The organism is Nocardioides sediminis (assembly GCF_003047295.1).
Taxonomy (GTDB): Bacteria; Actinomycetota; Actinomycetes; order Propionibacteriales; family Nocardioidaceae; genus Nocardioides; species Nocardioides sediminis.
On the sequence record NZ_PZYZ01000001.1, the window covers coordinates 697270 to 723173 of the forward strand.

The 25904-nt window shown below is 71.5% G+C and carries 27 protein-coding genes; 6 read left to right on the plus strand and 21 right to left on the minus strand.

The window, feature by feature from the left end; all coding sequences use genetic code 11:
* Window positions 1-149 precede the first annotated feature (149 nt).
* Window positions 150-356 carry a hypothetical protein gene (locus DAI17_RS03390; protein ID WP_159081329.1) on the plus strand — a complete coding sequence of 69 codons (207 nt, stop codon included), beginning with the start codon at window positions 150-152 and terminating at the stop codon, window positions 354-356.
* A 148-nt stretch (window positions 357-504) separates the two neighbouring features.
* On the opposite strand, the gene DAI17_RS03395 is transcribed toward DAI17_RS03390, so the two are convergent.
* The 6 genes from DAI17_RS03395 to DAI17_RS03420 form a co-directional block, all read right to left on the minus strand.
* Entirely contained in the window at window positions 505-1941 is a 1437-nt protein-coding gene (locus DAI17_RS03395; RefSeq protein ID WP_107771444.1) for an HNH endonuclease, read from the minus strand.
* 253 nt (window positions 1942-2194) lie between these two features.
* A complete protein-coding gene (locus tag DAI17_RS03400) occupies window positions 2195-2494 on the minus strand; it encodes an SHOCT domain-containing protein (protein ID WP_107771445.1) in 300 nt (99 codons plus the stop codon).
* A gap of 29 nt (window positions 2495-2523) precedes the next feature.
* Window positions 2524-2991, minus strand: coding sequence for a DUF6325 family protein (locus DAI17_RS03405; RefSeq protein ID WP_234412150.1), 468 nt, complete (start codon window positions 2989-2991; stop codon window positions 2524-2526).
* A 90-nt stretch (window positions 2992-3081) separates the two neighbouring features.
* Window positions 3082-3528 carry a DUF7144 family membrane protein gene (locus tag DAI17_RS03410; protein WP_199904911.1) on the minus strand — a complete coding sequence of 149 codons (447 nt, stop codon included), beginning with the start codon at window positions 3526-3528 and terminating at the stop codon, window positions 3082-3084.
* A 61-nt stretch (window positions 3529-3589) separates the two neighbouring features.
* Complete coding sequence (locus tag DAI17_RS03415) at window positions 3590-4159, minus strand: potassium channel family protein (protein ID WP_199904912.1); 570 nt, start codon at window positions 4157-4159, stop codon at window positions 3590-3592.
* Window positions 4156-4878: a hypothetical protein gene (locus DAI17_RS03420; protein WP_107771446.1), complete on the minus strand. Its 723-nt coding sequence runs from the start codon at window positions 4876-4878 to the stop codon at window positions 4156-4158. Before DAI17_RS03420 ends, DAI17_RS03415 begins: the two co-directional genes overlap by 4 nt.
* A gap of 265 nt (window positions 4879-5143) precedes the next feature.
* Here DAI17_RS03420 and DAI17_RS03425 point away from each other — a divergent pair, with 265 nt between their 5' ends.
* The gene (locus DAI17_RS03425) at window positions 5144-5392 is read left to right on the plus strand and encodes a hypothetical protein (protein ID WP_107771447.1); all 249 of its coding nucleotides are present in this window, start codon (window positions 5144-5146) and stop codon (window positions 5390-5392) included.
* Entirely contained in the window at window positions 5389-5610 is a 222-nt protein-coding gene (locus DAI17_RS03430; RefSeq protein ID WP_107771448.1) for a hypothetical protein, read from the plus strand. Before DAI17_RS03425 ends, DAI17_RS03430 begins: the two co-directional genes overlap by 4 nt.
* Before the next feature lies 1 nt (window position 5611).
* On the opposite strand, the gene DAI17_RS03435 is transcribed toward DAI17_RS03430, so the two are convergent.
* Both DAI17_RS03435 and DAI17_RS03440 read right to left on the minus strand, forming a co-directional pair.
* Window positions 5612-6745, minus strand: coding sequence for an AI-2E family transporter (locus DAI17_RS03435; RefSeq protein WP_199904913.1), 1134 nt, complete (start codon window positions 6743-6745; stop codon window positions 5612-5614).
* The gene (locus DAI17_RS03440) at window positions 6742-8787 is read right to left on the minus strand and encodes a phage holin family protein (protein ID WP_107771449.1); all 2046 of its coding nucleotides are present in this window, start codon (window positions 8785-8787) and stop codon (window positions 6742-6744) included. The genes DAI17_RS03435 and DAI17_RS03440 overlap by 4 nt, the downstream gene beginning before the upstream one ends.
* Before the next feature lie 106 nt (window positions 8788-8893).
* Between DAI17_RS03440 and DAI17_RS03445 the strand changes: the two genes are divergently transcribed.
* Window positions 8894-9652, plus strand: a complete 759-nt coding sequence (locus tag DAI17_RS03445) for an MBL fold metallo-hydrolase (RefSeq protein ID WP_107771450.1) — start codon at window positions 8894-8896, stop codon at window positions 9650-9652.
* Window positions 9653-9662: 10 nt separating this feature from the next.
* Here the strand turns inward: DAI17_RS03445 and DAI17_RS03450 are convergent, their stop codons facing one another.
* Together DAI17_RS03450 and DAI17_RS03455 are read right to left on the minus strand one after the other, a co-directional pair.
* Window positions 9663-10043 carry a DUF7144 family membrane protein gene (locus DAI17_RS03450; protein WP_199904914.1) on the minus strand — a complete coding sequence of 127 codons (381 nt, stop codon included), beginning with the start codon at window positions 10041-10043 and terminating at the stop codon, window positions 9663-9665.
* Window positions 10044-10163: 120 nt separating this feature from the next.
* The gene (locus tag DAI17_RS03455) at window positions 10164-11468 is read right to left on the minus strand and encodes a hypothetical protein (protein WP_159081330.1); all 1305 of its coding nucleotides are present in this window, start codon (window positions 11466-11468) and stop codon (window positions 10164-10166) included.
* Window positions 11469-11590: 122 nt separating this feature from the next.
* On the opposite strand from DAI17_RS03455, the gene DAI17_RS03460 reads away from it, so the two are divergent.
* On the plus strand, window positions 11591-12493 hold the full coding sequence (locus DAI17_RS03460; RefSeq protein ID WP_107771453.1) for a YihY/virulence factor BrkB family protein: 903 nt from the start codon (window positions 11591-11593) through the stop codon (window positions 12491-12493).
* Between the two features lie 17 nt (window positions 12494-12510).
* On the opposite strand, the gene DAI17_RS03465 is transcribed toward DAI17_RS03460, so the two are convergent.
* The 4 genes from DAI17_RS03465 to DAI17_RS03480 form a co-directional block, all read right to left on the minus strand.
* Complete coding sequence (locus DAI17_RS03465) at window positions 12511-12975, minus strand: RDD family protein (RefSeq protein ID WP_107771454.1); 465 nt, start codon at window positions 12973-12975, stop codon at window positions 12511-12513.
* A 26-nt stretch (window positions 12976-13001) separates the two neighbouring features.
* Entirely contained in the window at window positions 13002-13736 is a 735-nt protein-coding gene (locus DAI17_RS03470) for a hypothetical protein (protein ID WP_107771455.1), read from the minus strand.
* A 66-nt stretch (window positions 13737-13802) separates the two neighbouring features.
* The gene (locus DAI17_RS03475; RefSeq protein WP_107771456.1) at window positions 13803-14174 is read right to left on the minus strand and encodes a PLDc N-terminal domain-containing protein; all 372 of its coding nucleotides are present in this window, start codon (window positions 14172-14174) and stop codon (window positions 13803-13805) included.
* 71 nt (window positions 14175-14245) lie between these two features.
* The gene (locus DAI17_RS03480) at window positions 14246-14833 is read right to left on the minus strand and encodes a hypothetical protein (protein WP_159081331.1); all 588 of its coding nucleotides are present in this window, start codon (window positions 14831-14833) and stop codon (window positions 14246-14248) included.
* Between the two features lie 193 nt (window positions 14834-15026).
* Here DAI17_RS03480 and DAI17_RS03485 point away from each other — a divergent pair, with 193 nt between their 5' ends.
* Complete coding sequence (locus DAI17_RS03485; RefSeq protein ID WP_107771458.1) at window positions 15027-16613, plus strand: MFS transporter; 1587 nt, start codon at window positions 15027-15029, stop codon at window positions 16611-16613.
* 18 nt (window positions 16614-16631) lie between these two features.
* Here the strand turns inward: DAI17_RS03485 and DAI17_RS03490 are convergent, their stop codons facing one another.
* The 7 genes from DAI17_RS03490 to DAI17_RS03515 are packed head-to-tail and all read right to left on the minus strand — an operon-like array spanning window position 16632 to window position 25832.
* Complete coding sequence (locus DAI17_RS03490) at window positions 16632-18128, minus strand: YfcC family protein (RefSeq protein WP_107771459.1); 1497 nt, start codon at window positions 18126-18128, stop codon at window positions 16632-16634.
* A complete protein-coding gene (locus tag DAI17_RS03495) occupies window positions 18121-19647 on the minus strand; it encodes a Na+/H+ antiporter NhaC family protein (RefSeq protein ID WP_107771460.1) in 1527 nt (508 codons plus the stop codon). Before DAI17_RS03495 ends, DAI17_RS03490 begins: the two co-directional genes overlap by 8 nt.
* Window positions 19648-19654: 7 nt before the next feature.
* Window positions 19655-19801 (minus strand): hypothetical protein, encoded by a 147-nt coding sequence (locus DAI17_RS20850; protein ID WP_159081332.1) that lies wholly within the window; start codon window positions 19799-19801, stop codon window positions 19655-19657.
* Window positions 19802-19810: 9 nt separating this feature from the next.
* Window positions 19811-21073 (minus strand): arginine deiminase, encoded by a 1263-nt coding sequence (locus DAI17_RS03500; protein WP_107771461.1) that lies wholly within the window; start codon window positions 21071-21073, stop codon window positions 19811-19813.
* A gap of 40 nt (window positions 21074-21113) precedes the next feature.
* Window positions 21114-22028, minus strand: coding sequence for a carbamate kinase (gene arcC / locus DAI17_RS03505; RefSeq protein WP_107771462.1), 915 nt, complete (start codon window positions 22026-22028; stop codon window positions 21114-21116).
* A gap of 26 nt (window positions 22029-22054) precedes the next feature.
* Window positions 22055-23056 carry an ornithine carbamoyltransferase gene (argF, locus tag DAI17_RS03510; RefSeq protein WP_107771463.1) on the minus strand — a complete coding sequence of 334 codons (1002 nt, stop codon included), beginning with the start codon at window positions 23054-23056 and terminating at the stop codon, window positions 22055-22057.
* Window positions 23057-23069: 13 nt separating this feature from the next.
* Window positions 23070-25832 (minus strand): cation-translocating P-type ATPase, encoded by a 2763-nt coding sequence (locus DAI17_RS03515; protein WP_107771464.1) that lies wholly within the window; start codon window positions 25830-25832, stop codon window positions 23070-23072.
* Window positions 25833-25904 lie beyond the last annotated feature (72 nt).

A 25904-nucleotide genomic window follows, 5' to 3' on the forward strand; every position in this document is an offset into this window, starting at 1 on the left:
GGGGTCGGGGATCCTTCGACGGACCCGACCCTGCCCCGGAGGACAGCTCGCGTGCTTCGCCCGTTTGAGGTGAGGCCCGGAGGCTCTATTGCCGCCTACCGTCGGGCACGCGGGGTGGACGCCGAGCGGAGTGGCGGAGGACGACAGCCGTGGACACCAGAGTGATGATCAGGGTCGACGCCGACCTGACCGATGAGCTGTCGAGCGCCTTCCCCCAGCTCACACCCCGGCACCACCGCGCCCAGACCACCTTGACGGGTCGGGTGGCGGACCAGGAGGAGCTGCAGGGCGTCCTCAATCTGCTCAGCTCGCTCGGCATCACCGTGGTCGAGGTCCTGACGATCCCCGACGACTGAGCCCACCTGAGCCAGCTCCGGTGATGGAGGCGCGAGCCCTTCGAGACGCCTCGTTCCTCGGTTCTCCGACGTTCCGTTGTTCCTGCGCTCGGCCCGGACACGCCTGTGGCCCCGCCGTGCTGCCGTGGCGGGGTGCGGGGCGTGGTGGCTACTGGTCCGGCGGGTGCAGGTCGGGGACGTCGTGTTGCCCGTGCCGCTGGTCGCTGTCGTCGGACCCGGGTTCGGGCCAGGCCCTGCCGGTGCTCCGGCTGCCGGTGTGGTCGCGTCGGTAGGTCCAGCCCAGCGGGCTGGTCCAGTCGAACACACCCGGCTCGGTCATCCGGTAGCGCCAGCGCCCCTTGGTCTTGAGCCGATGATGTCGCCGGCACAGAGCGGCCAGGTTGTCGGTGCTTGTCTGTCCGCCACGGTCGGGATGGTCGTGGTCGTAGGGGACGATGTGGTCGATGTCGCCGAGGCGGGCGTTGCGGCCGCACCACGGGAACACGCACGTGCCGTCCCGGACGATCACGTAGTCCCGCATCGCCGCGGTCGGGGTGTAGCCCTTGGTCTCCAGCCGCTCGCGGAGGTCGATGACCGGCTTGACCACGACCGCGGCGTCGGGGCGGCCGCACCATTGGCGGATCTGCTCGGCCGAGAGCAGGCGTTGGCCGGCCTGCTCGACGCGGGCGCACAGTGCCTCCCCGGTCCCAGACCCTGTCCCATCCAGGCCGGTGATGGCGTCGGCGGACAGGTGGGCGTAGATGACGATCTGCGTCACCGGCGCGGCCGGTTTCGCGGCTCGCACCCCGACCACCGCCGACACGTGGTCGCCACCGTCGGTGTCGTCGGTCTGGTCGAAGCCGAGGGTCAGCTGCCGGCGCGCCAGGTCCCCCAGCGCGGTGGCCCGGCGGCCGTCGACGGTGTCGGTCGAGCCGAGCCTGGCGAGGTGCTCCGCACCCGAGGCGACGGCCTCGCGCAGGGCGAGGGCGTCGGGGATCTCCAGGTCGGCCTCGAGGTGCATGGTGCCGTCGAAGGAGACCTGCTGGGTGTCGAAGGTGACGTTGCGCTTGTCCGCACTCTTCTCCAGCGCCTTCTCGAGCGCGTCGGGCATGTGCCGCACCCGGGCCTCGTCCACCACCCGCCCCAACGCGGACGGGGTGAGGCGGTTGGCGCACCAGAACACCTGCGAGTCCACGTAGGTCGCCGCTTCGAGCGTCAGGTCGAGGGTGGTCTGCGCGATCACCCGCGCCCGCCACCCCGCCACCAGTCCGGCCTGGACTGCGCCCCACAGCTGCGGGAGGCGGTAGGCGACCTCCACGCACTCGGTCAGGAACCGCCCCGCGCTGTCGCACGTGCGACCGAGCATGGTCGCGAACTCCGGGACGCAGAACTCATCGATCGACGGGGACCCCTCGCCTGCGAAGGTCTTGGGGGAGGTGAAGCACGCCTCCGCGTGCTCCGGGTCCGTCAGGTGCAGGTCGGCCCAGTGCACCCCGAGCCGCATCATCTCCACGTCGTTGCGATCGGCGGCCTGCTTGCGCTCGCGCACCGCGCGCAACAGCTCGGCCGGAGTGTCCGGCAGAGCGGGAGCGGCGGGCGTCTTCATGGGTCCTATTGGATCAGGGACCACCGACAACGGACCCCCGGAAACCGGCGTTCTGTGGACAGGGGTTTCGAGGCTTGCTCCCAGCCAAGGGATGGCCCCGCATCTCGGGGCTTGCCGCGGTTCCTTTGACGGCCAAGGGCCGTCGGATGTTCCACGGTGGTGCGGACGCTCCGCCCGACACCCGGTCGCCGATCACCCGATCACCGACCCCCGGCGGCAGGTTGCCGACCGGCGGCCCGCGGCCGTGGGCGCGTCAGCGGTTGAGGATGCGCGCCTTCTGCTGAGCGAACTCCGCCTCCGTGAGGATCCCCTGCTCCTTGAGGGCCGCGAGCTCCTTGAGCTGCTCGATCGGGTCCTCCTCGGGAGGCGGCGCCGCGGCGTACTGCTGCGGCGGCGGGGCGTACTGCGGCTCGGGTGCGTACTGCTGCGGCGCCTGCGCCGCCGACTGCTCGGCCCAGCGGCCGGCCTGGCGCCGCGAGACGCGGTTGGACACCGCGGTCGCCGTACCGGCGACGACGGCCGTGCGCGCCACACCTCTCAACAGACCTGGCATGTCCTTCTCCCTCTTCTCACGTATCGGTCTCAGGCGGTGGCCTGCGGGCTCTGTGCCTCGGCCGCTTCGATGGAGGCCAGCAGCGCCTGCACGGGGATGCGCCCGCTGGCGACCATCTGGGCACCACCGCGACGCAGCTCACGGGCGAGGGGTGCCGCCCACAGGTTCTCGTAGACCAGCACTCCCGCCGAGTTCCCCGGCTCGAGGACGCTGCCCGCCTCGGCGAGGTCGTCGTCGTCCACCAGCCCGGAGCGTGCTCCCTCGAAGACCGCGACGTCGAGCTCGCCGTCGGCGTCGAGGTCGGTGATCGCGATGCCTGCCACGGACCCGTCGGTGCCCTTGGTCACGAAGGCCAGGTCGAGGATGCGGATGATCCCTCGGTCGACGAGGTCGAGGAGCATCGGCAGGCCCTCGCCCGTCATCCTGCTACCCGGAAACTCCAGGACCAGGTAGTCGACCGGTCCCATCAGGTCCAGCTCGTCCATCTCGTCGCTCATCTCGTGCCCTTTCTCGGCGTCGGTCCTTGCGCACGCTAGGCGGGCGAACCGCAGGGGTACCTCATCCGCTTCGGGTGAGGTGGGTGGCCGTCACTTCACCTCGGCGCCGTGCACCGTCACGGCCCAGATCACGAGGACGTCGAGAGCGATCATGATCATCGACCACACCGGGTAGGCCGGGAGGAACATGATGTTGGCGAAGGCACTGAGCAGGGCCACGACCACCGCCACCACGCGTGCCCACATCTGCCCGGCCAGGAGGCAGGCCCCGACCACGATGGCGATGGCGCCGCCGATGACGTGGGTCCAGCCCCACGACGTGTAGTCGACGCTGACCACCAGCCCGCTGGACCCGACGACGTACACCTCGTCGCGGAAGAGGGCGACCAGTCCCTGCATGACGTGGAAGATGCCGAGCATCACCAGCATCAGGGCGGCGAACACGATCCACCCGACCCATCCCGTCGGGACGGGACCACCCTCGTACGCCTCGTCGCCCTTCGCACGTCGTGCCGCGTGCTGGCTCGTGCCGCTCATGATGACCTCCACAGCTCGGGCCCCCACCGTGCCTCCGACCAGCGCCCTTGCGCCTCGTCCACTACGGGTGACCTGCGGTCGTCCCCGGCCCGTCGGGCACGCCTCCTCGGCGCGCGACGCCACGCCGTGCCGCGGAGGCCAGGAGCCTGATGCCGGCGCCCAGCACCACCAGGTTCAGCAGCATCTGGACGACCACCATCAACCGTGCGTTGCTGGTCTCGGCCACGATGTCCCCGAAGCCGACGGTGGTGAAGACGGTGACGGTGAAGTAGAGGGCGGCTGTCCGGTCCAGCGGCTCGCTGAAGGCTCCGGCGTCGTGCAGCGACGTCTCGAGGTAGATGCGGGCGAAGATGAGCAGGAAGAGCGGCACCGTCAGCGCGAGCGCCTCGACGGCTCGGGCGATGGGGTACCTCGAACGGATGATGGCCGGCACCTGGAACGCCCCGACCACCAGGAAGACCAGCAGCTGGACGGCCATCCACCGCGCGTCAGGAGCACGCTCCGGGGTCGGGAGGAAGAAGTAGGCCGCCGACAGCGCCGTCCAGGTCAGCATGATCCGGAGCACGACGAGCAGTCCGACCCTCCAGCGCCGCGGCGTGGTCGGCACGCGGCCGACGTGCGGCTCGCTCACCGTCGGGACGAGCGGCGGCGCCTGCGCCTGCGCGACTCACGCCGGATGTAGGGCAGCGGGTCGCTCGAGGCGCAGGTGGTGGTGGCGAGCCACCGCGCGAACGCCTCCCCGTGACGCAGCTGCAGCTCGTCGAGGTACTCCTGTCGCCGGCGGACGATGGCCAGGCGGGTCGCCGTGGTCGCCGGCCCACGCAGACGCATGTAGCTCTGCCGCCACGCGAGGCACAGCGCCTCGTCGTCCAGTGCCACCACGTCGGGCTCGGCCTGGACCGGCGACGCCACGGACGGACCCGGCGAGGGCGACCAGGGGGGTGTCCACGAGGGTGTCCGGCCGGCTCGGGCACGCGTCGTACGCCGCCGCAGCACTCGCGGCAGCAGGGTCCGCACCGTCGTCGAGGAGCCGACGACGGCAAGCAGCAGGAGCAGCCCTGTCCAGCTGAGGACGGTGACCAGACCGGTCGCCCCCACGATCCACAGCGTCGCCGAGGTACCGAGCGCGACGACGCGGACCGGCCCGAGCGTGGCATCGGTCAGCACCGCCACCGTGACGGACAGGGTGAGCACGAGGACGGCGGTCACGGACACCAGCGGGAGCCAGCTCCACGTCACCGCCGCGCACATCCACCCGGCCCCCAGCACCGTCCCGGCGAGCACGTCGCGCAGGGTCCCGGCGTCGACCGCGGTGCCGGCAAGGGACCTGGGATCGGCCTGCTGACGCATCTCACCCTCCTCGCTCGGCCCTCCTGCTCCGGCCGTGCGCGTCAGCATGCACCCGCGCGCGACGACCGGCGTCACCCTTCGCGGGTGACCCGGGCGCCTGTCGGAGGCCGTCAATCATCTGTCCGGGACGATGCCCGCACCCGGTGGACCGCCCAGACTCCCCACCAATGGCGCGAAGCAGGGACGGCGGATGATGGAGATGGCCTCAGGCGCAGGACCCCGGATTGGACCCCACCGCGCTGCCGGACGGGAGGACGCGTGTCAGGTGTTCGAGGTACGCGTCAGCGGCCTCGTGCCCGATGAGCTGGTGCCCCTGCTCGACCCCGTGAAGGTCGTCTCCCACGAGGTGAGGACATCGCTCCTGGGTCACTTCGCGGACCAGGCCGAGCTCCACGGTCTTCTCGCGCGGCTGCGGGCGTTCGGGCTGGAGGTGGTGGAGGTGCGGCGTCGCGTCGAGCCCCCCACACCCAGCGCGCCTGCCGGGCAGGACGAGGAGGGGACGGTGGGGCAGTGAGTGCTCGACCGGTCGGTGCCGGCGGGGTCTACGAGGTCACCGTCGAGGGTGCCCTCGGGCCGGTGCTGCGACGCGCCCTGCGCCTGGAGTGCAGCGCCGGAGCGGTCGCGTGCACGACGCTGTGGGCGGCTGCCGACGACCTGCCCGGGCTCGTCGCCCTGCTGGAGTCCCACGGTCTGGTGATCGAGGGCGTCTGGCTCATCTCCACGACCGGGTGAGTCACGGGGAGCGGGGCTCGGGGTCCGCGGCGTGTTCGGTCCCCGCCGCGGTCGGCTCCGTCCCGGGCGCAGCCTGTCCGGGTTGGACCTCCACCGGCCGGGCGTCGGGATGCTCGTCGGGGTGACCGCTGACCAGCGGCTCCATCCAGCGGGTCGCGGGATCGGCCTCGACGAGGAGCGCCTTGGCGAGCAGGCTCATGGGCACGGCCAGGAGCGCGCCCAGCGGGCCGAGCACCCAGGTCCAGAACACCAGGGACAGGAAGGTGAGGGTGGTCGACAGGCCGACGGCGTTGCCGACGTAGCGGGGCTGGATGAACGACTGGATGACGACGTTGACGAGGCAGTAGACGACGACCACCGCGAGTGCCAGCCCGGGACCGCCCTCCAGGAGCGCGATGATGGCCGGGGGCACGAGGCCGATGACGAACCCGATGTTGGGGATGAAGTTCGTGACGAAGGCGAGCACGCCCCACACGAAGGCGCCGGGGACGCCCATCGCCCACAGGAGGACCGTGTCGATGACGGCGACGATGAGGCCGAAGACGGCCGAGACACCGAGGTAGGTGCGCGTCCCGCTGGCGTAGGACGACAGCGCCGTGACGAGCTCGGGCCGGTGGTCGCGAACGTGGTCGACGAGTCGCGGCACCTGCGCCGCGTCGAAGGTGAGGAAGAAGAGCAGCGTCACGAGGAAGAAGAAGTTGGACAGGAGGGCACCGAAGCCGGCGAGCAGGGACGTGACCGTGTCCGCGAGCTGCGAGGCGTCGAGGGACCCGGCGACGGCGTCGGTCTGGTCGCTGCCCACGCCGCGGTCGGCGAGCCAGCCGGTCACGTTCGCCACGAGGTCGTCCGCCTCGGAGGCGTACTCCGCCACCAGCGCGGCGAGGCGTCCCGCGGAGACCAGCAGCGAGAGCGCCAGCCCGAGGATCACGGCATAGACGCAGACCAGCAACACGACGGACGCCGCCCACCCCGGCATCCGCCGTTCCAGGCCGCGGCGGAGCGGGTGGAAGACGATCGTCAGCGCCAGTGCCAGCACCACCGGGCCCACGATGTCGGAGGCCGACCGGAGCCCGGCCACGACGACGACCATGGCGGCGGTGGCCATCAGCACGGTGACGTTGCGCGACAGCGTCATGGGACGCTCCTGCGCAGGCTCGTCCGGTGGCCCAGCGAGTCGAGGATCCCCACCAGGTGGTGGTGCACCTGGACGCCGCCCACGAGCGGACCGGTGGGGGTGAACCCGGTCGGGGTGAGGAGGAAGCCGCGGTCCTGCCACCCGCCCAGGCCCCCGTGCGACCCGACGAGGGGCTCGAAGGCGCCGACCTCGAGGGTGCCGGCGTCCAGGGCGCTGTTGACGTAGAGGTCCGGAGCCCGACCCATCAACGTCGCCGCCAGCAGCATCCCGGCCGCATGGTCCCCGAAGGGCAGCAGCGGGTCGTCGCCCTCCACGACGCCGCTGACGAGCTCGTGCCGTCCCTTCTCGCCGATGACGACGGGCCCGCGGGAGCCGAGGGCGGCGACGAAGCCGATGCCCGGATGGCCCGCGAGGCCGGGCACGAGGGAGGGCCAGCGGGCCTCGATCTCCTCCAGGCTCAGGCGCTCCGGTCCGGGGACGTATACCAGGCCGAGGTTGCCGCTCCCGAGGACCACCAGGTCGGCGCCGTCCGCGGTCTCCTCCGGCTTGATGCGCCGGTCGACGAGACGGGTCGCCTTCGTGCCGGCGCTGTCGGACCCCGTCGGCTTGATGTCCTCCAGCACCGAGTCCACCCGTCCCCAGCCCTCGACGCTCCCCTCGACCCCCGTGGTCTCCGAGTGGGTCAGGGACGCGCAGAGCTCGCTGAGCTCGGTGCCGTACCGCGACGCGAACGGCTCGCCCTGCGCCTGGCCGTGGTCGCTCAGGAGCACGAAGTGGTAGCGGCGCGGGGCCCGCTCCGCCACCTGCTCCAGTGCCGCCAGCACCCGGTCCAGCCCGGTCAGCGCCGCGAGCGACTCGATCCTGGTCGCCCCGGCGTGGTGGGCCACCTCGTCGTAGTCCACGTAGTCGACGTAGACGCTGCGGGCGCCGCGCATCATCTCCTCGGCGACCATCTCGGTGTTGAGGTCGCGCAGCAGGCCGTTGCTGAACGCGCGGAGGGCGGCGAACGTCCAGGAGCGGTGCACGCGGGGGTACACCCGCAGCCGCACCTGCCGGACGGCCTGGAAGCGCTCGCGGACCACCTCGGCCAGGGTGCGGTAGAGGCTGCGCGACAGGCCGTCGGGGCGCAGCAGGAAGTGGGCCACCACCCGCCGGGTGCGGCGCGACCCGCGGGTGGGCTCCAGCCGGCTCATGGTCATCGCCGCCCGGGGCGCGTCACCGGAGAAGACGTTGGAGATCGAGACGCCGTCGTCGGCCAGGAGCCCCCGGCCGTCGGACGCCCGGGCCTCGATGACGGCCGCGTCCTGGGGATGGTTGGCGACGAGCACCCGGCCCAGCTCCCGGTCGTACCAGCGGAAGGCGGGCACGCCGTCGGAGGTCCCGTGCAGGACCGCCTGCTGGCTGGCCGGGGTGGTGCACGGCAGCTGCACCGTCCACTCGCGCACCTCGTGGGACCCGTCGTCCACCCATCGACGCAGCGTCGGCATGGTGCCCGACTGCAGGGCCCACTGCATCACCGGGAAGGACACCCCGTCGAGCTGGACGAAGACGACACCGTCGACGTCGCGGTCCGCGACCTCCGCGGCAGGGAGGCGCAGCAGGCCGACGACGAAGGACTCGTCGGTCCCCGCACTCATGAGCCAGGCGAGCAGGGTCCCGAAGGCCGCGTTGATCCAGGAGGCGGCGACGGCGGTCCAGAACGAGTCGAACTGCGCGCCCGGAACGAGGGCGAGCGCCAGCTGCATGATGACGGCCTGGCCGAACAGGGTCGCCAGGGCCACCGCGAGCCAGCCGATGAGCGCGCTCAGCTGGACCAGGACAGGTCGCACGACCATGCCCACCACACCGGTGACTGCCGCAGCCACGGCGAGGGGCACCCACGAGTCGTAGGTGAAGCCCGGCAGCAGCTCGGCGGTGAGGAGGAGCGCCAGGAAGCTGAGCGCCCAGGACGCGACGAGCCTCGCGACGTCGGCGCCGCGAAGGCGCTTCAGGCGCCACGCCGAGCGTCCGCGCGACGTCGGCTCGCTCACGCCGGTGCTCACGCGTCAACTGTCGCGGAGGAGCGCCCGAGGCTCCTCACCCGGACCGGGTGACGCCACGGGGGACCGGCACGCGTTGACTTCCGACCGTGGTGGACGGAGCGCGCCGGTGAGCATCGACGTCACCTGGTTGGGACACGCCACCGTCGTCCTCGACGTCGACGGCACCCGCCTCGTGTCCGACCCCCTCCTGCGGCCGCACGCGGGCGTCCTGCGTCGTCGTACGCCGCCCCCGGACGCGGCGACGTGGGCCGGCACGAGTGCGGTCCTCCTCTCGCACCTGCACCTCGACCACGCCGACGTCCGGTCCTTGCGGATGCTCCCCGGGGTGCCCGTGATCACCGCCGGCGACAACGCGCGGTGGGTACGCCGCAAGGGACTCCTCGCGCAGGTCCCGGATGGCGGTGGGTGGATCCGCGTGGGAGACGGGTCGGTCGAGGTCCGCCTCGTCCCAGCGGTGCACCGTTCGAGACCGATGCCGCACCGGCCCAACGCCGCCAACGGTCACCTGGTGAGGTCGTCGTCGGGCGTCGTGTGGATAGCCGGGGACACCGAGCTCTTCCCCGGCCTGGTGGAGCTCCCGCGGCTGGCCGGCGCCGCGGTCGACGTCGCGATCGTGCCCGTCGGCGGCTGGGGGCCGCGGCTGTCCGCGGGGCACCTGGGCCCCGACGAGGCCGCCGAGGCATGTCGCGCGGTCGGTGCGCGCTGCGCCGTTCCCTACCACTGGGCGACGCTCCACCTGCCCGGCGGCCGGGATCGGCCCCGGGGCTGGATGGATGCGGCCGGGCCGGCGTTCGAGGCGGCGCTGGAGCCGCCCTGCCGGCCGGTGGTGCTGGGCGTGGGGGAGTCCGTGACGGTCGCCGGGTGAGGCGACGCGACTAGTCCTTGAGCTCGCCGCCGTGGACGGTCAGCGCCCAGATCACCATGACGTCGACGGCGATCATGATGGCGGACCAGATGGGGTAGGCGGCCAGGAACCCGATGTTGATCACCGCGCTCAGCATCGCCATCACGACTCCGACCGTGCGGGCCCACACCTTCCCCCGGAACACCCACACGCCCGCGGCCACGAGGACGGCGCCGCCGATGATGTGGGTGACGCCCCAGGCGGTGTAGTCGACGTTGACGACGAGTCCCCTGCTGCCGACCAGGAAGACTTCGTCGCGGAAGAGGGCGACGAGGCCCTGGATGACGTGGAACGAGCCCACGAGGGCCATCATGACGCCCGCGAAGGCGATCCAGCCGACCCAGGCAGTCACCTGCGTGGGTTGCACTCCGTGCGGACCTGGCGTGGTGGTGTGTGACATCTGGCGTCCCCTCTCAGCGCGGCGCGGTCGAGCGTCCGGTGCCCACCCTCGTACGACGTGGCGCAGGGCGCCTCACCCGGGGAGGGTGACCGAGCGGCGTCCCCGGCCGGCCCCGACGAGGACCTGGACGACGGCGAGCAGCACGACCACGAGCACCACCGCCCACAGCAGCCGCGACATCGAGACCTGGTTGCCCCACAGCAGCACGACGACGGACAGGGCGCCCACGGCGTACCGCAGCCAGCCGGCGTTGGCGGCGACCCAGTGCCCGGCGCGGCCGGTGCGACCGTGCGCGAGCTGGCCGCCCACCGACTCCAGGCCACCGGCAACCGTCGACCGGGCGGCGACGGCCGGGGCGCTGCGGCCCGCGAACAGACCGGCGAGGACGAGGACCAGGCCCAGCCAGAGCAGCACCTGCTGGCCCCGGTCGAGGTAGGAGAGGAGCTGCTCGTAGAACACCCGGCTCGCCGGGCCGAAGACGGTGCCGGAGAGGTGGTTGACGAAGAGCTGCTCACCGACGGAGAGCGCCAGCCCGAGCAGCAGCGCGTTGGCGGCCACGAGGGCACCGATCGCGGTCGCCATCCGGGGGCGGTTGCGGGCCAGGACGTAGGCGACGACGTACAGCGCGGCGACGACGAGGATGAGCCACTGGGCGATCGGGTTGGAGAACGCGTAGATCGTGCGGGCCTGCTCGAGCTGGGGAGCCTCGAGAAGCACGATCTGCTTGTCGACGTCGGGGACCGGGATCCGTTCGACGATGGTCAGCCCCCGTGCGATGAGGCGCTGCTTGACCTGGTCGATGACCTCGGAGACGTCGAGGACGACCTCGTCGCCCTGGATCGAGAGCGCCCCGGCCTCCTCGCCCTTGAGCAGCTGCACCATGCGGGCCTGGGCCCGGGTGTTGGCCGCCACCCAGAAGTCCTCGAAGGCGTCCGAGGCGATGAACTCCCGCACCTGCGAGTCGATCAGTCCGTTGATGGCACCGGAGAGCGGTCCCACGAGCGCCTGCAGGCGGGGGCGGTCGGTGATGACGTCGGTGAAGACCTCGTTGAGGATCGCCTCGACGTCCACCTGCTTCTGGATCGCCTCGGTCACCTTCGTCGCGACGGCGGCCTGCACCTCGGGCGAGTCCACGAGGGGGCCGACGGTGTCGACGTACCGCTGTCCGTCGTTGATGGTGCGCTGGCCCCAGTAGGCGAGTCCCGCCGGCACGGTCAGCAGTGCCGCGAGGACGAGGCAGAGACCGGCTGCGATCGCCCTGGCGCGGGACGGCCGTTCGGCGTCCGCCGGCGCACGGGCTGATGGTGTCGCGGCCGGCGGCGCGGCCTCCGGTGCCGTGTCCGGTGTCGGGGGTGGTGCGTCGTTCGGTCCCGTCATGTCCGATTCCCTGCGTCGACGTCGTCGGGGGGCGCTGGGTCAGATGCTCCCCGGCCCCGGGGACGAGGGCCTCATCCTGTTCGGGTGAGGAGCGGCGGCGACCGCTGCGATAGGCATCGGGGATGAGGGAGGACACGGCGGGCGAGGCGGCGCTGGCCGAGGTCCTCGAGCGCATGCCGTTGCGCGTGCAGCGGGTGCTCGTCCGGCTGCTGCACCGGTGGCCGGGGCGGGTGGCGCTGCGCAGCGCGGCGTCCTGCATCCGGATCGAGGTGTTCGACCGGTCGATGACCATCGCCGCCCAGTTCTTCACCTCGGTGTTCCCCATCCTGATCCTGCTGGCCAGCATCCTGGGCGCCGCCGACTCCGGCGCCATCGCGGACGCCGTGGACATGCCCGACGAGTCCCGGGAGGTCCTCGACGAGGCGCTCGAGCAGGCCGGGGGCTCCACCTTCGGCGTCGTCGGCGCCTTGATCGTGCTGGCGTCCGCGACCAGCCTGTCGCGCGCCCTGACCCGGGCCTTCGCCGCCATCTGGCTGCTGCCGCGACCCAAGAGCTCGCTGCGCTCGGCGTGGCGGTGGCTGGCCGTCGTCGTCTCGCTGGCCCTCTCCCTCGTCGTGGTCCGCGCGCTGAGCCAGTACGCCGCCGCGGTCCCGCCGAGCGGGGTCTGGCAGCGCGTCGTGGCGTTGTGCCTCGACACGGCGATCATGGTGCTGGTCCCGTGGCTGCTGCTGTCGGGAGCCGTCGGACTCCGGCGGCTGGTGCCCGGGGCCCTGCTCTTCGCGGCCGTGATGCTGGCCGTCCGCCCGGCGTCGGCGCTGTGGCTCCCGCGGGCGCTGGACGTCTCGGCGGAGCGCTACGGCTCGATCGGCGTGGCGTTCACCTACCTGGCCTGGTTGTACGTCGTGGCCTTCTGCGTCCTCGTCACCGCCGTCCTCGGACAGGTCCTCGCCATGGACCCGGGGTGGCTCGGCAGGAGGATCCGTGGTGATCGGGAGCAGGAGGAGGCGCGGGTCGAGGTGGCCTGATGCCGCGGACAGCCCCCTCAGCGGTCCCTCCACGTCGTCCAGTCGTAGTGGACCGTCGTCCGCAGGAGCACGTCGTGCAGCGCGGCGTCCCGTCGGCTGACGACGACCCAGAGCAGTCCGAGCGGGAAGGCGACGCAGACCAGTGCGCGCAGGACCGCGCGGGGGAGCCGCATGAGCTCGCCGTCGAGGGTGGTCACCCGCAGGCCCATCACGTGCTGGCCGTAGGAGCGGCCGTCGATCCACCAGGGCAGCGCGAGGCAGGCCACGGCGACGAGCACGTAGGCGACGAACACGAGCTCCGAGGACGGCTGGGGGAAAGTGAACGACCTCGGGCGGAGGACGAAGAGGGCCACGCACCAGCCGCCGTATGTCGCCACGAGCACCACCGTCACCACCACGAGGTCGAGGCCCGCGGCGAGCAGACGGCTGACGATGCCGGCCTCCCGTCCCTGGTGGGCGCGCGCCTCGACGGGGATGGTCATGTCCCCGTCCGGAGGCGGCTGGGTGCTCACGTCGGGGCACCGCCGGGGTGCACGTCGCCGGGTCGCGGGTGCCGGCGGACCTTGAGCCGCTCGATGACCTTGTCGACCGCGCGGTCGGCGTCGATGCTGTGCATGCGCACGTTGCGGACCGTCTCGGAGGTGAGGGAGCCGCTGGAGTCGCGGATGATCTCGGGCAGGTCGATGGCGGCGATGACGTCGTTGGCCAGGGCCTCCAGGTCGATCCTCGCCAGGATCGCGTCGAGGTCGACCCCGCGGACCGCGGCGTCGAGGTCGACGCTGCGGACGATCGCGTCGAGGTCGACCCGCTTCATGACGAGGTCGGTGAGGTCGATGCGGTCCAGGACGGCCTCGATGTCGATGCGCGCGGCGATCGCGTCGAGGTCGATCGCCTCCGTGACGGCGTCGAGGTCCACCGACGCCACGAGGGCGTCGAGGTCCACGTGCTCGCGGACGAGGTCGGTCAGCGGCACGAGCACGGCCACGTGGTCGACGAGCGCCGGCACGCGGGTCGCCACGAGGCGGTCGAGGCCACGCCCGACGGCGGCGCGCTCGGCCCGCCCGCGCCGGGCCAGGGCCTCGACGAGCCGCATCGGCCGCCTGGCCGTCGGCACGAACGGCGGGTCGAGGACGAGCAGGACCCCGGGCCGCGCGCCCCGCGCGACCAGGTGGCCGGCCCTCCCCAGCTGTTCGACGAGGAGCCCCGCCACACCGAGGAGCACGTCGGGCGCGGGCTCGTCCACCCGCCGCCCGCTCGACCCGGGCACGACCTCCCGCCCCTCAGGTCCTCGGCCGGGGCCGCGCGCCGGTCACGACAGGACCTTCATCTTGAGGGCGTCGAACTCGGCCTTGTCGAGCACGCCGCTGTCCCACATGGCCTTGGCCTGGGAGATCTCCTCGGTGGGCGAGGCGACCGACCGCGCGTACTGCGCCTGCCGCGCCTCGGCGCTCCCTGCGACGTCGCCGCCGTACGGCCCGGTCCCCGTGCCGCCCCTGACCACCACGTAGACGATCGTCGTCAGGATCGGCAGGAAGACGAGCGCGACGAGCCACAGCGCCTTCGCCCAGCCGGTGAGGTCGCGGTCCCGGAGCAGGTCGCGAACCACCTCGAAGAGAACGACGATGTACGCCGCCAGCACGAAGGCTGCGACGAGCAGCCCCACGACCTCCCAGAAGTCCATGGCTCAGCATCCGCAAGGCGCCCCCGTCCCTGCCTCACCCCGAACGGGTGAGCCGGGCCCGGCCGCGGACCTCAGCCGCGGAGGTCCTGGCAGGACGCGGTGCCCTCGATGGCGTCCTGCAGCTCCTGCGCGCCGTCGAGCTCCCGCAGGTCGGCGACGGCCGCCTTGGCCTCCGACAGCATGGCGGCCGCGGCGCCGGTGACGGTCGAGACGCGGTCCAGCAGCTGCTGCAGGTTGCCCGGCTCGGACCCGGCGGCCTCCTCGACCACCGCGGACTGGCTCTCCATCTCGTCCGACAGGGCCGTCAGCCGCTCCTGCGCGGCGTCGCCGGCCTCGGTGTCGGGGGCCCCCAGGTCGCCCAGGTCACCGACGAGCGTGGAGGTCGAGCTGCTGACCTGGTCGATCGTGGCCTCGAGGTCGGCGGCGCTGAGCTCGCGCGGCTCGGACAGCGTGGTGCGCGCCTCCTCCATCGTCGTCGTCCAGGCCCCGACGCTGGTGCAGAGGTCATCGGCCCACGACTCGGCGGCGGTCGGCTCGTCGGCCGAGTCGCCGTCGTCGTCGGACCCGCACCCGGCCCCGGTCGCGACCAGAGCCACCACCAGCCCGGCGGCGGCCAGGCGCCGCCGCGTCCTTCGCAGCACTCCACGTGAACGGGTCATGACCCGGACTCCTTCCCACAGATCGCCTCGGTCCCTGGTGCCGCTCGTCGGTCGACCAGACCTCGATCGTGGGCGCCTCGCGGACGGTCGCACCTCACCCGCGGCGGGTGGTCCGCGGGCATCTGCGGCGTTCCTATGCTGACGCAGCCGTCTCGGGAGCCCGGGGAGTGCCGCGGAGACGGGAGGAGGCACCATGGCAGGGTCGGAGGCCGGTGCCGTCGAGGTGCCCTTCAACCGCCGCCTGGCCGTCCTGCTCGCCATGGCCATGTTCGTGCTCGTCGTCGACACCTCCCTCATGAACGTGTCGATCTCGGCGGTGGTGACGGACCTCGACGCCACGGTCAGCGGGGTCCAGTCGGCCATCGCGCTGGAGGCCCTCGTCTCCGCGGCCTTCATCCTCATCGGCGGCAAGGTCGGTGACCTGATCGGGCGCAAGCGGGCCTATGCGCTCGGCCTGTGCGGCTACGGACTGGGTGCCCTGGCGATGACCCTCGCCCAGGGGCTCACCGCGATCATCGTCTTCTGGGCGATCATCGGCGGGATCGGCGCGGCCCTGCTCCTGCCGGGGATGCAGTCGTTGATCCACGGCAACTTCGAGGGGGCCGCGCAGAAGCGGGTCTACGCCCTCGTCGGCGCGGCGGCCGCCATCGCCGCTGCCGTCGGGCCCCTCGTCGGCGGCCTGCTCACCACCACGTTGTCGTGGCGCGTCGGCTTCCTGCTGGAGGCGGTCATCATCCTCGTCGTGCTCTCGGGCCTGCGCCTGGTCAAGGACGTGCCCTACTCGGGTCCGCGACGCATCGACCTGGTCGGGTCCGTGCTCTCGGTGCTCGGGATGGGGGGCCTGGTGCTCGGAATCCTGGTGTGGCAGGAGGGCGGGGAGCGGGTCGCCGGGCTGATCGTGCTCGGGCTCCTGGCCATGGCAGGCCTCGTCCTGTGGCTCGTGCGCAGGACGCGCCGAGGCGCGGCCGCACTGCTGGACCCGGGGCTGTTCCGCTCGCCGTACTTCCGGCTCGGCGTCTCCGGCCAGTTGCTCCAGCAGGTCGCGCTCGGCGGGGCCATGATCGCGCTGCCGATCTACTTCCAGATGGTCCTGGAGTACAACGCTCTCCAGGCCGGGCTCTCGCTCGCCCCCCTGTCCTTGAGCATGTTCGCCCTCTCCGCCCTGGCGGGGAAGCGAGCCGTCGGCCGGCCCCCGAGCGGCATCATCCGGTGGGGCTTCGTCCTGCTCGTGCTCGGGCTCTCCGTCCTCATCTGGCGGGTTCCCCGCTCCGACTCCGGCTGGGACATGGTCCTTCCGCTCCTGGTCGTCGGCTCGGGCCTGGGCCTGCTCGTGTCCCAGCTCAACAACTACACGCTGTCGCCGATCTCGGAGGAGCGGGTCAGCGAGGCGGCGGCGGTGAACTCCGCGGCCGGGTCGTTCGGACTGTCCTTCGGCCTGGCCTTCGCCGGCGCCATCATGCTCGCCACGCTGTCGTGGGCGTTCACCGCCGAGGCGACCGGCAGCGAGGTCCTGCCGGCCGCGGACCAGGAACGCGTCGCCCAGGCGCTGGAGGACGACGCCCAGGTCATGAGCAACACCCAGCTCGAGGAGCAGCTGGCCGGCCAGCCGGAGGAGGTGCGCGACGAGATCGTCCGCATCAACACCGACGTCCGGCCGCGGGCACTCCAGGTGGCGCTGCTGGTGCCGCTGGTGGCCGCGTTGCTGGGCCTGTTCCTGGCGCTGCGGATGTCACGGCTGCCCCAGCCGGCTGCGTCGTCGACCGAGCGGCTGGACCTCTAGGCCGACCATCTCCAGGGCCTAGGCGGTCGCCAGCGCCCCGACCACGAGCGCGACAACGCTCAGCCCGCCGAGCATCGCGAGCAGGGGCCAGACCCATCGCAGGTAGGTCCCGTAGGGCACGCGCGCGATCGCGAGGCCACCCATCACCACCGCCGAGGTCGGGATGAACAGGTTCATGATCCCCGAGGCGCTCTGGAACGCGGTGACGACCAGCTCGGGCGGTACGTCGGCGAAGTCCGCCAGCGGGCTCATGATCGGCATGGCGACGGTGGCGAGACCGGACGAGGAGGGGATCAGGAACGACAGCGGAAGGAAGAGCAGGAACATCACGACGGCGAAGCCGGCCTGCCCCACGTCGCCGAGCGCCTGCTCGGCCCAGTTGAGGACGGTGTCGGTGATCTGCCCGTTGTTCATGATCACCGTGATGCCCCGCGCGATGCCGATGATGAGGGCGACGCCGAGAAGGTCCCGCGCCCCGTCGACGAAGGCGCCGGTGAGGTCGGCCTCGGACATCCGGCCGATGATCCCGATGATGATGCTGAACAGGATGAACGACGCCGTCATCTCCGGGAACCACCACCACAGGGTCGGGAGGGAGAGGCCGAGGTCCTCCCACGGGATGACGCCGTACATCATCAGCACGAAGGCCATGGCGAAGGTGGCCAGGATCGCCTTCTGCCGCCCCGTCATGACGATGCCGCCCTCTCCGGCATCCACGCTGAAGTGCCGGGCGTTCTCCTCGCGCATGTCGGCGACCACCGACCGCGACGGGTCGGCCTTGACCCGGTCGGCGTACCGCAGCACGAAGAAGATCCCGACGGCGAGCCCGAGGACGAGCATGACCAGCCGCAGCACCAGCCCGTCGCTGATGGACACGCCCGCGAATCCGGACGCGATGCCCGTGGCGAAGGGGTTGATCGTGGACGCGAACGTCCCGATGCCGCACCCCAGCAGCACCACGGCGGCACCGGTGAGGGCGTCGTAGCCCGCCGCGATCATCACGGCGATGACCAGGGCGTAGAACGCCAGGCTCTCCTCGGCCATGCCGTACGTCGTCCCGCCCAGGGCGAAGACCGTCATCAGGATGGGGATCATCCACCGCTCGCGCCCCTGGAGCCGGGCGACGAGCCGCCCGATCCCGGCCTGGATGGCACCGGTGCGCATGGTGACGCCGAGGAACCCACCGATCACGATGATGAACAGGGCCACGTCGATGGCCCCGAAGAGCACGCCGGAGTTGTAGTAGTTGATGTTGCCCTTGGCGTTCTCGATGCCGTAGAGCCCGTTGATGGGGGCGGTGAGCGAGTCGACCAGGATCCGGGCCGGCTTGGAGTCGACCGAGTGGTAGGTGCCCGGGACCGGGCTGCCGTCCTTGTCGAGGTCGTAGACGCCCGCCGGGATGATCCACGTCGCGATCGCCATCACGACGATCAGCCCGAACAGGATGGTGTACGCCGAGGGGAGCCTGAACCCCTTCGAGGGTTCGACGTCCGCGGTGGTCGCTGGGTCAGTCATGGTGGTCTCCTCCGGTGACGGCGGCCAGGGCCGCTGTGTGTGCCTCGTCCTCCCACGGCTCCGCGGCGTCCGGCACCTTGAAGCCGAGGTAGCCGTAGGCCATGTCCAGGAGCGGGCTGAGCAGGTTGAAGAAGCAGAACGGGAAGTACGCCGCGGTGGCGACGCCGAGCACCCCGGCCATGTAGGCGCCGCACGTGTTCCACGGCACCAGGACCGAGGTGACGGTGCCGGAGTCCTCGACGGCGCGGGAGAGGACCTGCGGGGCGATGCCGCGGCGGGCGAACTCGCTCCGGAACATCCGCGCCGGCAGCACGTCGGCGACGTACTGGTCGCCGGCGATCACGTTGAGGCCGACGCCGCTGCCGGTGACCGCGGCGATCAGCGAGCCGCGCCGGCGGGCACGGGACACGATCGGCTCCAGGAGCCGTTGGAGGAAGCCGGCGCGCTCCATCACGGCCGCGAACGAGAGCGCCCCCAGGACGAGCCAGATCGTGGTCAGCATGCTCGTCATGCCGCCACGGGAGAACAGGTCGTCGATCTGCGGCACCCCGGAGTCGCTGACGAAGCCGGACGCCATCGCCGCGTAGCCGGCCTTCACCGCGGTCGCGACCTTGCCCAGCTCGGGGTCGTCGACGAAGGCCACGACCGCGTCCCACTGGAGGAACGGGGCGAGCACGGCGGCGAACACGGCGGAGCCGAGGATGGAGAGGAACGGCGGCATCCGCATGACTGCGAGCACCACCAGCAGGAGCAGGGGCAGCAGGTTGAGGGCGGAGATGTCGAAGGCGGACGCCAGCGCCTCGCGCGCGCGGTCGGTGCTCACCTCCGCCTCGGTGTCGGCCGCCCGGCCGAGGAAGAAGAACGCGATGAGGCTGATGCCCAGGGCCGGTCCCGCCGTCCAGACCATGTTGCGCACGTGCTGACCCACGGTCAGTCCGCCGCCGACGAGCTGGGGCACCAGGATCGTGGTCTCGGACAGGGGAGTCATCTTGTCGCCGAAGTAGGCGCCGCAGATCACCGCGCCCGCGGCGACCGCCTCGTCGAGGCCCAGGACGTTGCTCATGCCCACGAAGGCGACGCCCAGCGTCCCGGCCGTCGTCCACGAGCTGCCCGTCACCATGCCGACCACGGCGCACACGGCGGCGGCGGTGACGTAGAACCAGCTCGGGCTGACCAGCCTGACGCCGAGGTCGACGACCGTGGGGATCGTGCCGGCCATGTTCCACGTGCCGATGAGCGAGCCGACGGCGAGCAGGATGAAGACCGCGCTCATCGCGACCGTCACGCCGCCCACGGCCGCCTCGGCGACCGAGGCGACCGTGTACCCGTTCTTGAAGGCGACCAGGCTGGCGAACGCGGCGCTCAGCAGCAGCGCGACCTGGAGCGGACCGTCCGTGGCGCTGACCCCGAACAGCACGATGGTCGTGGCCAGGAGGGCGATCAGGACGACGATCGGTGCCAGCGCGTCGAGCAGGCTGGGAGGCCTCGGGCCGCTGGTCGCCGCACGCCTGCGCGCCACGACCCGCTCACCGGCCCGCCGCGACCGACGGCACGCGTGCGAGCGCGCCGACGTCGTCACCCCGGTGGTGGTCCTCGCCGCGCGCCCACACCAGCAGCGCGACGACCAGCAGGGCCGCCAGCACGGCGACCGCCCAGCGCAGCGACGTCGTCATGGCGCCTCCTCAGAGCGGGTCGCGCTGGAGGGGGCAGGTCATGCAGTGGCCCCCGCCGCGACCCTTGCCCAGCTCGAAGCCCTCGATGGTGACCACCTCGATGCCTGCCTCGCGCATCTTGGCGATCGTGTAGGTGTTGCGCTCGTAGGCCACGACCACCCCGGGCTCGAGGGCGACGACGTTGTTGCCGTCGTCCCACTGCTCGCGCTCCTGCTGGTAGGCATCCCCACCGGTCTCGATCACCCGCAGCTCGGGCACCGCGAGGGCGTCGGCCACCGCGGAGAGGAAGCTCTTCTCCTCCGTGACGTGGAACTCCGCGCCGTTGACCCCAGGTCGGAGGCTGATCGCGCGCACGTTGTCCATCACGCGGGGATAGACGGTCACGGCGTCCCGGTCGAGCATGGTGAAGACCGTGTCGAGGTGCATGTGCGCGCGGTCCTTGGTCATCACCACGGCCATGATGCGCTCGGCGCCGCCCTTGGCGAACAGCGCGCGGGCGACCTGCTCGATCATCCGGGCCTGGGAGCGCTCGCTCATGCCGATGAGCACGGTCCCGTTGCCGATGGGCTGGACGTCCCCGCCCTCCAGCGACGCGCGTCCGAAGTCGACGACGTTGAAGCGGTCGTCGTCCCCGAGCTCGGGATACCAGAACTCGAAGTCGGACTCGGCGAACATCGGGTGGTAGCGGTAGATCGCGGCGACGTTGTAGGCCTCGAGCCGCCTGGCCGGCCAGTACATCGGGTTGATGCTGACCCCGCCGTAGATCCAGCAGGAGGAGTCGCGGGTGAACAGGGTGTTGGGCAGGGGAGGCAGCACGAACATGCTCTCGTCGTCGATCGCGGCAGCGATCACCGACTGCGAGCGCAGCCTGCCGAGGTCGAGGCCCGACTCGGCGACGGTGAGGCCGCCGATGAGGTGGCGCGCCAGCGTCTCGGGCGGCATGGCGGACAGGACCGACCGCACCTCGTCCACCATCGAGACCCCCACGGTGAACTCCGAGGCCGTGAGCTCGACCAGCCTCTGCCGGGCCGTCTCGCTGGCCGCGAGGGTCTCGGTGAGGAGGTCCCGGAGCAGGAAGACCTCGACCCCACGGTCGCGCATCTTCGCCACGAAGCGGTCGTGCTCGAGCTGGGCGCGCTCCACCCACAGCACGTCGTCGAACAGCAACCCGTCGTGGTTGGTCGGGGTGAGCCGTCGCAGGCTCAGCTCCGGCCGGTGCACCATCACCTTGCGCAGCCGTCCCACCTCTGAGTGGACTCCCAGCTCTGTCATCGCTCTCTCCTCACTCCCACGTCATTGACTCGGCCATCCCTCATCCGGGCACCACCTGGGTGCCTGCCACTCCCTCGACGAGCTCGCGCACGTGGTGGAGGCTCCCGATCGCCGCCCGTCCGCCCGTCGACTCGACGAAGTGCACCGCGGCGTCGACCTTCGGTCCCATGGAGCCGGCGGGCAGGTCGAGCGCACGCAGGTCGGACGGTGTCACCGTGGCGATGCGGGCCTGCTCGGGCGTGCCCCAGCCGGTGTAGACGCCGTCCACGTCGGTCGCCATCACGAAGACGTCGGCGGACAGCTCACGCGCGAGCAGCTCGCTCGCCAGGTCCTTGTCGATGACCGCCTCGACCCCCGCGAGCCCGGCGCCCTCGCCGCGCATCCGCAGCGTCGGGATCCCGCCGCCGCCGGCGGCGATGACCACGACGTCGCGGTCGATCAGCTGGCGGATGGGCCCGATCTCGAAGATGTGCCGGGGAGCAGGGGAGGGCACGACCCGCCGCCAGGAGTCGCCGTCCCTGCGGAACGGCCAGCCCTTCTCATCTTCGAGCCGCTGCGCCTGCTCGTCGGAGTAGATGGGGCCCACGAACTTGGTGGGGTCGGCGAAGGCCGGGTCGTCCGGATCGACCTCCACCATCGTCAGGATGGTGGCGAGCTCCTCCTCCGGAGGAAGGACGTTCCGCAGCTCCTGCTCCAGGACGTAGCCGATCATCCCCTCCGTCTGCGCGCCGAGCACGTCCAGCGGGTAGGGGTCGACCTCGGTGTACGCCGCCGCCTGCAGCGCCAGCAGTCCGACCTGGGGACCGTTGCCGTGGGAGACGACCAGCTCGTGCGCCCGCGCGACGTCGGCCAGCGCAGGCGCTGCCGTCCGCACGTTGCCGCGCTGGTTCTCGGCCGTCATCGGTTCGCCGCGCTTGAGCAGGGCGTTCCCGCCCAGCGCCACCACCACTCGCATCGCGTCCTCCTCTCGTCCCGGTCCCGTCAGTCCCCGAGCGTGGCGACCATGACGGCCTTGATCGTGTGGACGCGGTTCTCGGCCTGGTCGAAGACGATGGAGTGCTCGGACTCGAAGACCTCGTCGGTGACCTCGAGACCGTCCATCCCGTACTGCTGGTAGATGTCCTCGCCCACCGTCGTCTCGCGGTTGTGGAAGGCGGGCAGGCAGTGCATGAACTTCACGTGCGGGTTGCCGGTCCGGGCGACCACCTCGTTGTTGACCTGGTACGGCGTGAGCAGGCGGATCCGCTCGGCCCACGCCTCCTTGGCCTCGCCCATCGAGACCCAGACGTCGGTGTAGAGGAAGTCGACGCCGGACACGCCCTCGTCGACGTCGTCGGTGAGCGTCAGCCGCGCGCCGGTCTCCTTGGCGATGCCGCGACAGGTCTCGATCAGGTCGTCGTGCGGCCAGAGGTCCCGGGGTGCGCACAACCGCACGTCCATGCCGAACTTGCAGCCGCCGACCATCAGCGAGTTGCCCATGTTGTTGCGGGCGTCCCCGAGGTAGCAGAAGGAGATCTCGGGCAGGTGCTTGTCGCAGTGCTCGGTCATGGTGAGCACGTCGGCGAGCACCTGGGTGGGGTGGTACTCGTCGGTGAGCCCGTTCCAGACCGGCACCCCGGCGTGGGCCGCCAGGATCTCGACCTTGTCCTGGCCGAACCCGCGGTACTCGATGGCGTCGAAGGTGCGCCCGAGCACCCGGGCCGTGTCCTTCATGGACTCCTTGTGACCGATCTGGGACCCGGTGGGCTCGAGGTAGGTGACGTGCGCCCCCTGGTCCCGCGCCGCGACCTCGAAGGCGGTGCGTGTCCGCGTCGAGGTCTTCTCGAAGATCAGCGCGATGTCCTTGCCCGTCAGGCGCGGCTGCTCGTAGCCGGCGTACTTCGCGGTCTTGAGGTCGGCGGACAGCTTGAGGAGGAACCGGAGCTCCTGCGGCGTGAAGTCGAGCTCCTTGAGGAAGCTGCGGTGGCGGAGGTTGAACGACATGCGGGTTCCCTTCTCAGGCGGGTTGCAGCTGGCGGACGGTCGCGGCGGTCGCCGCAGGAGCGGGTCGGCGACGCCGGAGGACGAGCTTGACCAGCTCCTCGACGACGACGAGGGACGCGGCGATGCCGGCGCACGTGCACCACTGGGCGAAGGTGAGGGCGGTGGTCCCGAGGATGCGCTGGAGGAAGTCGAGCGAGGTGACCAGGACGATCGCCAGCAGGGCCAGGCCGTAGCGGCGCAGCTGCACGACCGCGGGCATCGCGTCCCGGTCGAAGATCGTGTTCTCCTGGTCGCGGCACAGCAGTGCCGCCGCGAGGTGGAAGAGCGAGAGCGTCGTCAGCAGCATGGTCGCCGCGAGCACCGCGTCGCCCTGCTCGTCGCCGATCTGGTACGCCGCGAGGGAGCCGACCGTCATCACGGCGCCCTGGACGCCGAGCCTGATCCAGTTGGCGCGCGAGAGGACCGGCGCGCCCACCGGACGCGGCGGTCGGGCCATGAGGCCGCGCGCCGGCTCGTCGAAGCCCAGTGCGATGGCCAGCGGGATGTCCACGACCATGTTCAGCCAGAGGATCTGCAGCGGGTTGAGCGGGGCGCCGTTGGCGATGCCGAAGATCCCGGCCCCGAGGAAGACCGCGATGTAGGCGACCAGGGTCGACATCTGGAAGCGCAGGTACTTCAGCAGGTTGTCGTAGAGGGTGCGGCCGTACGAGACCGCGCCGACGATCGTGGCGAAGTTGTCGTCGGTCAGGATCATCACGGCGGCCTGCTTGGAGACCTCGGTGCCGGTGATGCCCATCGCCACCCCGATGTCGGCCGTCTTGAGCGCCGGTGCATCGTTGACGCCGTCGCCGGTCATCGCGACGACGTTGCCCTTCTCCTTGAGCAGCCTGACGAGTCGGACCTTGTCCTCGGGCGCGACGCGGGCGACGACGCCGATGTCGTCGATCTGGGCGAGCAGCTCCTCGTCGCTCATCGCCGCGAACTCGGCCCCGGTCACCGCCCGGCCCGGGATCCCGAGCTCGCCGGCGATCGCCGCGGCCGTCGTGGCGTGGTCGCCGGTGATCATGCGCACGCGGATCCCCGCGTCCCGGCACTCGGCGATGGCCGTCCGGGCCTCGGCACGGGGCGGGTCCACGATGCCGACCATGGCGAGCAGGGTGAGGTCGTGGACGTGGTCGATCATCGCGGGGACCGCGTGCAGCTCGGCCGGGTCGATGTCACGCTGGGCGACCACCATCACCCGTTCGCCGGCGTTGGCGATCCGGTCGTTGGCCTCGAGGGCGAGGTGCTGGTTCTCCGCGGTGATCGGCATCAGCGTGCCGTCGGGGTTGCGGATCGTCGAGGCGCGGGCGATGAGCACGTCGGGGGCGCCCTTGACGTAGCAGCGGACGACCGGGCGGCCGTCGTCGGCCGTCATCTCGTGGAACGTGGCCATGAACTTGTAGTCGGAGTCGAAGGGGACCTCCGCGACCCGAGGGAGCGACGCGCGGGTCTCGGTGATGTCCAGGCCGCCCTTGGCGCCCAGGACGATGAGGGCGCCCTCGGTGGGGTCCCCGATCAGGTTCTCGCCGTCGAGCACGGCATCCGCGCAGAGCACCATCGGCAGCAGGTAGGGGTCGAGGTCGTGGTTCTGGCCGCCGACGTGCGTGAACTCGCCGACGGTGCTGTAGCCCTCGCCGGAGACGGTGTAGCGGTTGTGGCCGGGGATGAGCAGCTCGCGGGCGGTCATCTTGTTGAGGGTCAGCGTGCCCGTCTTGTCCGAGCAGATCGCGGACGTCGAGCCCAGCGTCTCCACCGCCGGCAGCCGCTTGACGATCGCGTTGCGACGGGCGATCTCCCGGGTGCCCATCGAGAGCAGCGCGGTCACCACGGCGGGGAGGCCGGTCGGGATGGCGGCGACGGCGAGGGCGACTCCGGTGACGAAGAGGGTGTCGAACGACTCGCCGCGTCCCAGGCCGAGCAGGATGACGAGGACCAGGGCCACGGCGGCGATGCCCGCGATGATCTTGGACAACGAGTCGAGCTGCTTCTGCAGCGGTGTCTTGCTGGCCTCGGTGTTGGCCAGCATGTCGGCGATGTGGCCGATCTCCGTGTCCATGCCGGTGGCGGTGACGATGAGCTCCCCACGGCCGCGGGTGACCGAGGTGTTCATGTAGGCCATGCACGTCCGGTCGCCCAGCGGCACGTCGTCCCCGACCACGGGGTCGACCGACTTGCCGACCGGGAGGCTCTCGCCGGTCAGCGCCGCCTCCTCGATCTCCAGTGTGGCGGCGAGGTAGATCCGCCCGTCGGCCGGGATCAGGTTGCCGGCCTCGACCAGCACCACGTCGCCGGGGACCAGCTCCTCGGCGTCGACCTCGAGCGCCTGGCCGTCGCGGCGTACGCGGGCGATCGTCTTCATCATCTGGGCCAGGGCCTTGACGCTCTCCTCGGCCTTCGACTCCTGCCTCAGGCCGATCACGGCGTTGAAGACCGTCAGGCCGGCCAGCACGACCGTGGTCCCGGTCTCCTGCGTGACGACCTGGTTCACGGCGGCGGCGACCAGCAGCACGATCTGCATGAAGTCCTGGTACTGCCGCAGGAACGCGTGCAGGCCGGACTCCTTGCTGCCCTCGGCGAGCCGGTTGGGTCCCATGGACCCCAGCCGCGAGGCGGCCTCGGTCGCGGACAACCCGACCTCGGGGACGACCCCGAGGGCGCGGGCCACGCCCGACACGTCGGTGGCCACCGGATCCACCTGTGCCACCGTCCCGGCGGTGGAGCGCTCCGTCGTCATCAACAGCTCCCGTCGTCGCAGGTCCGGAGCGGGGGCAGCGCTCCGTCGCGACGAGCATGCGGCGCGAGCGGT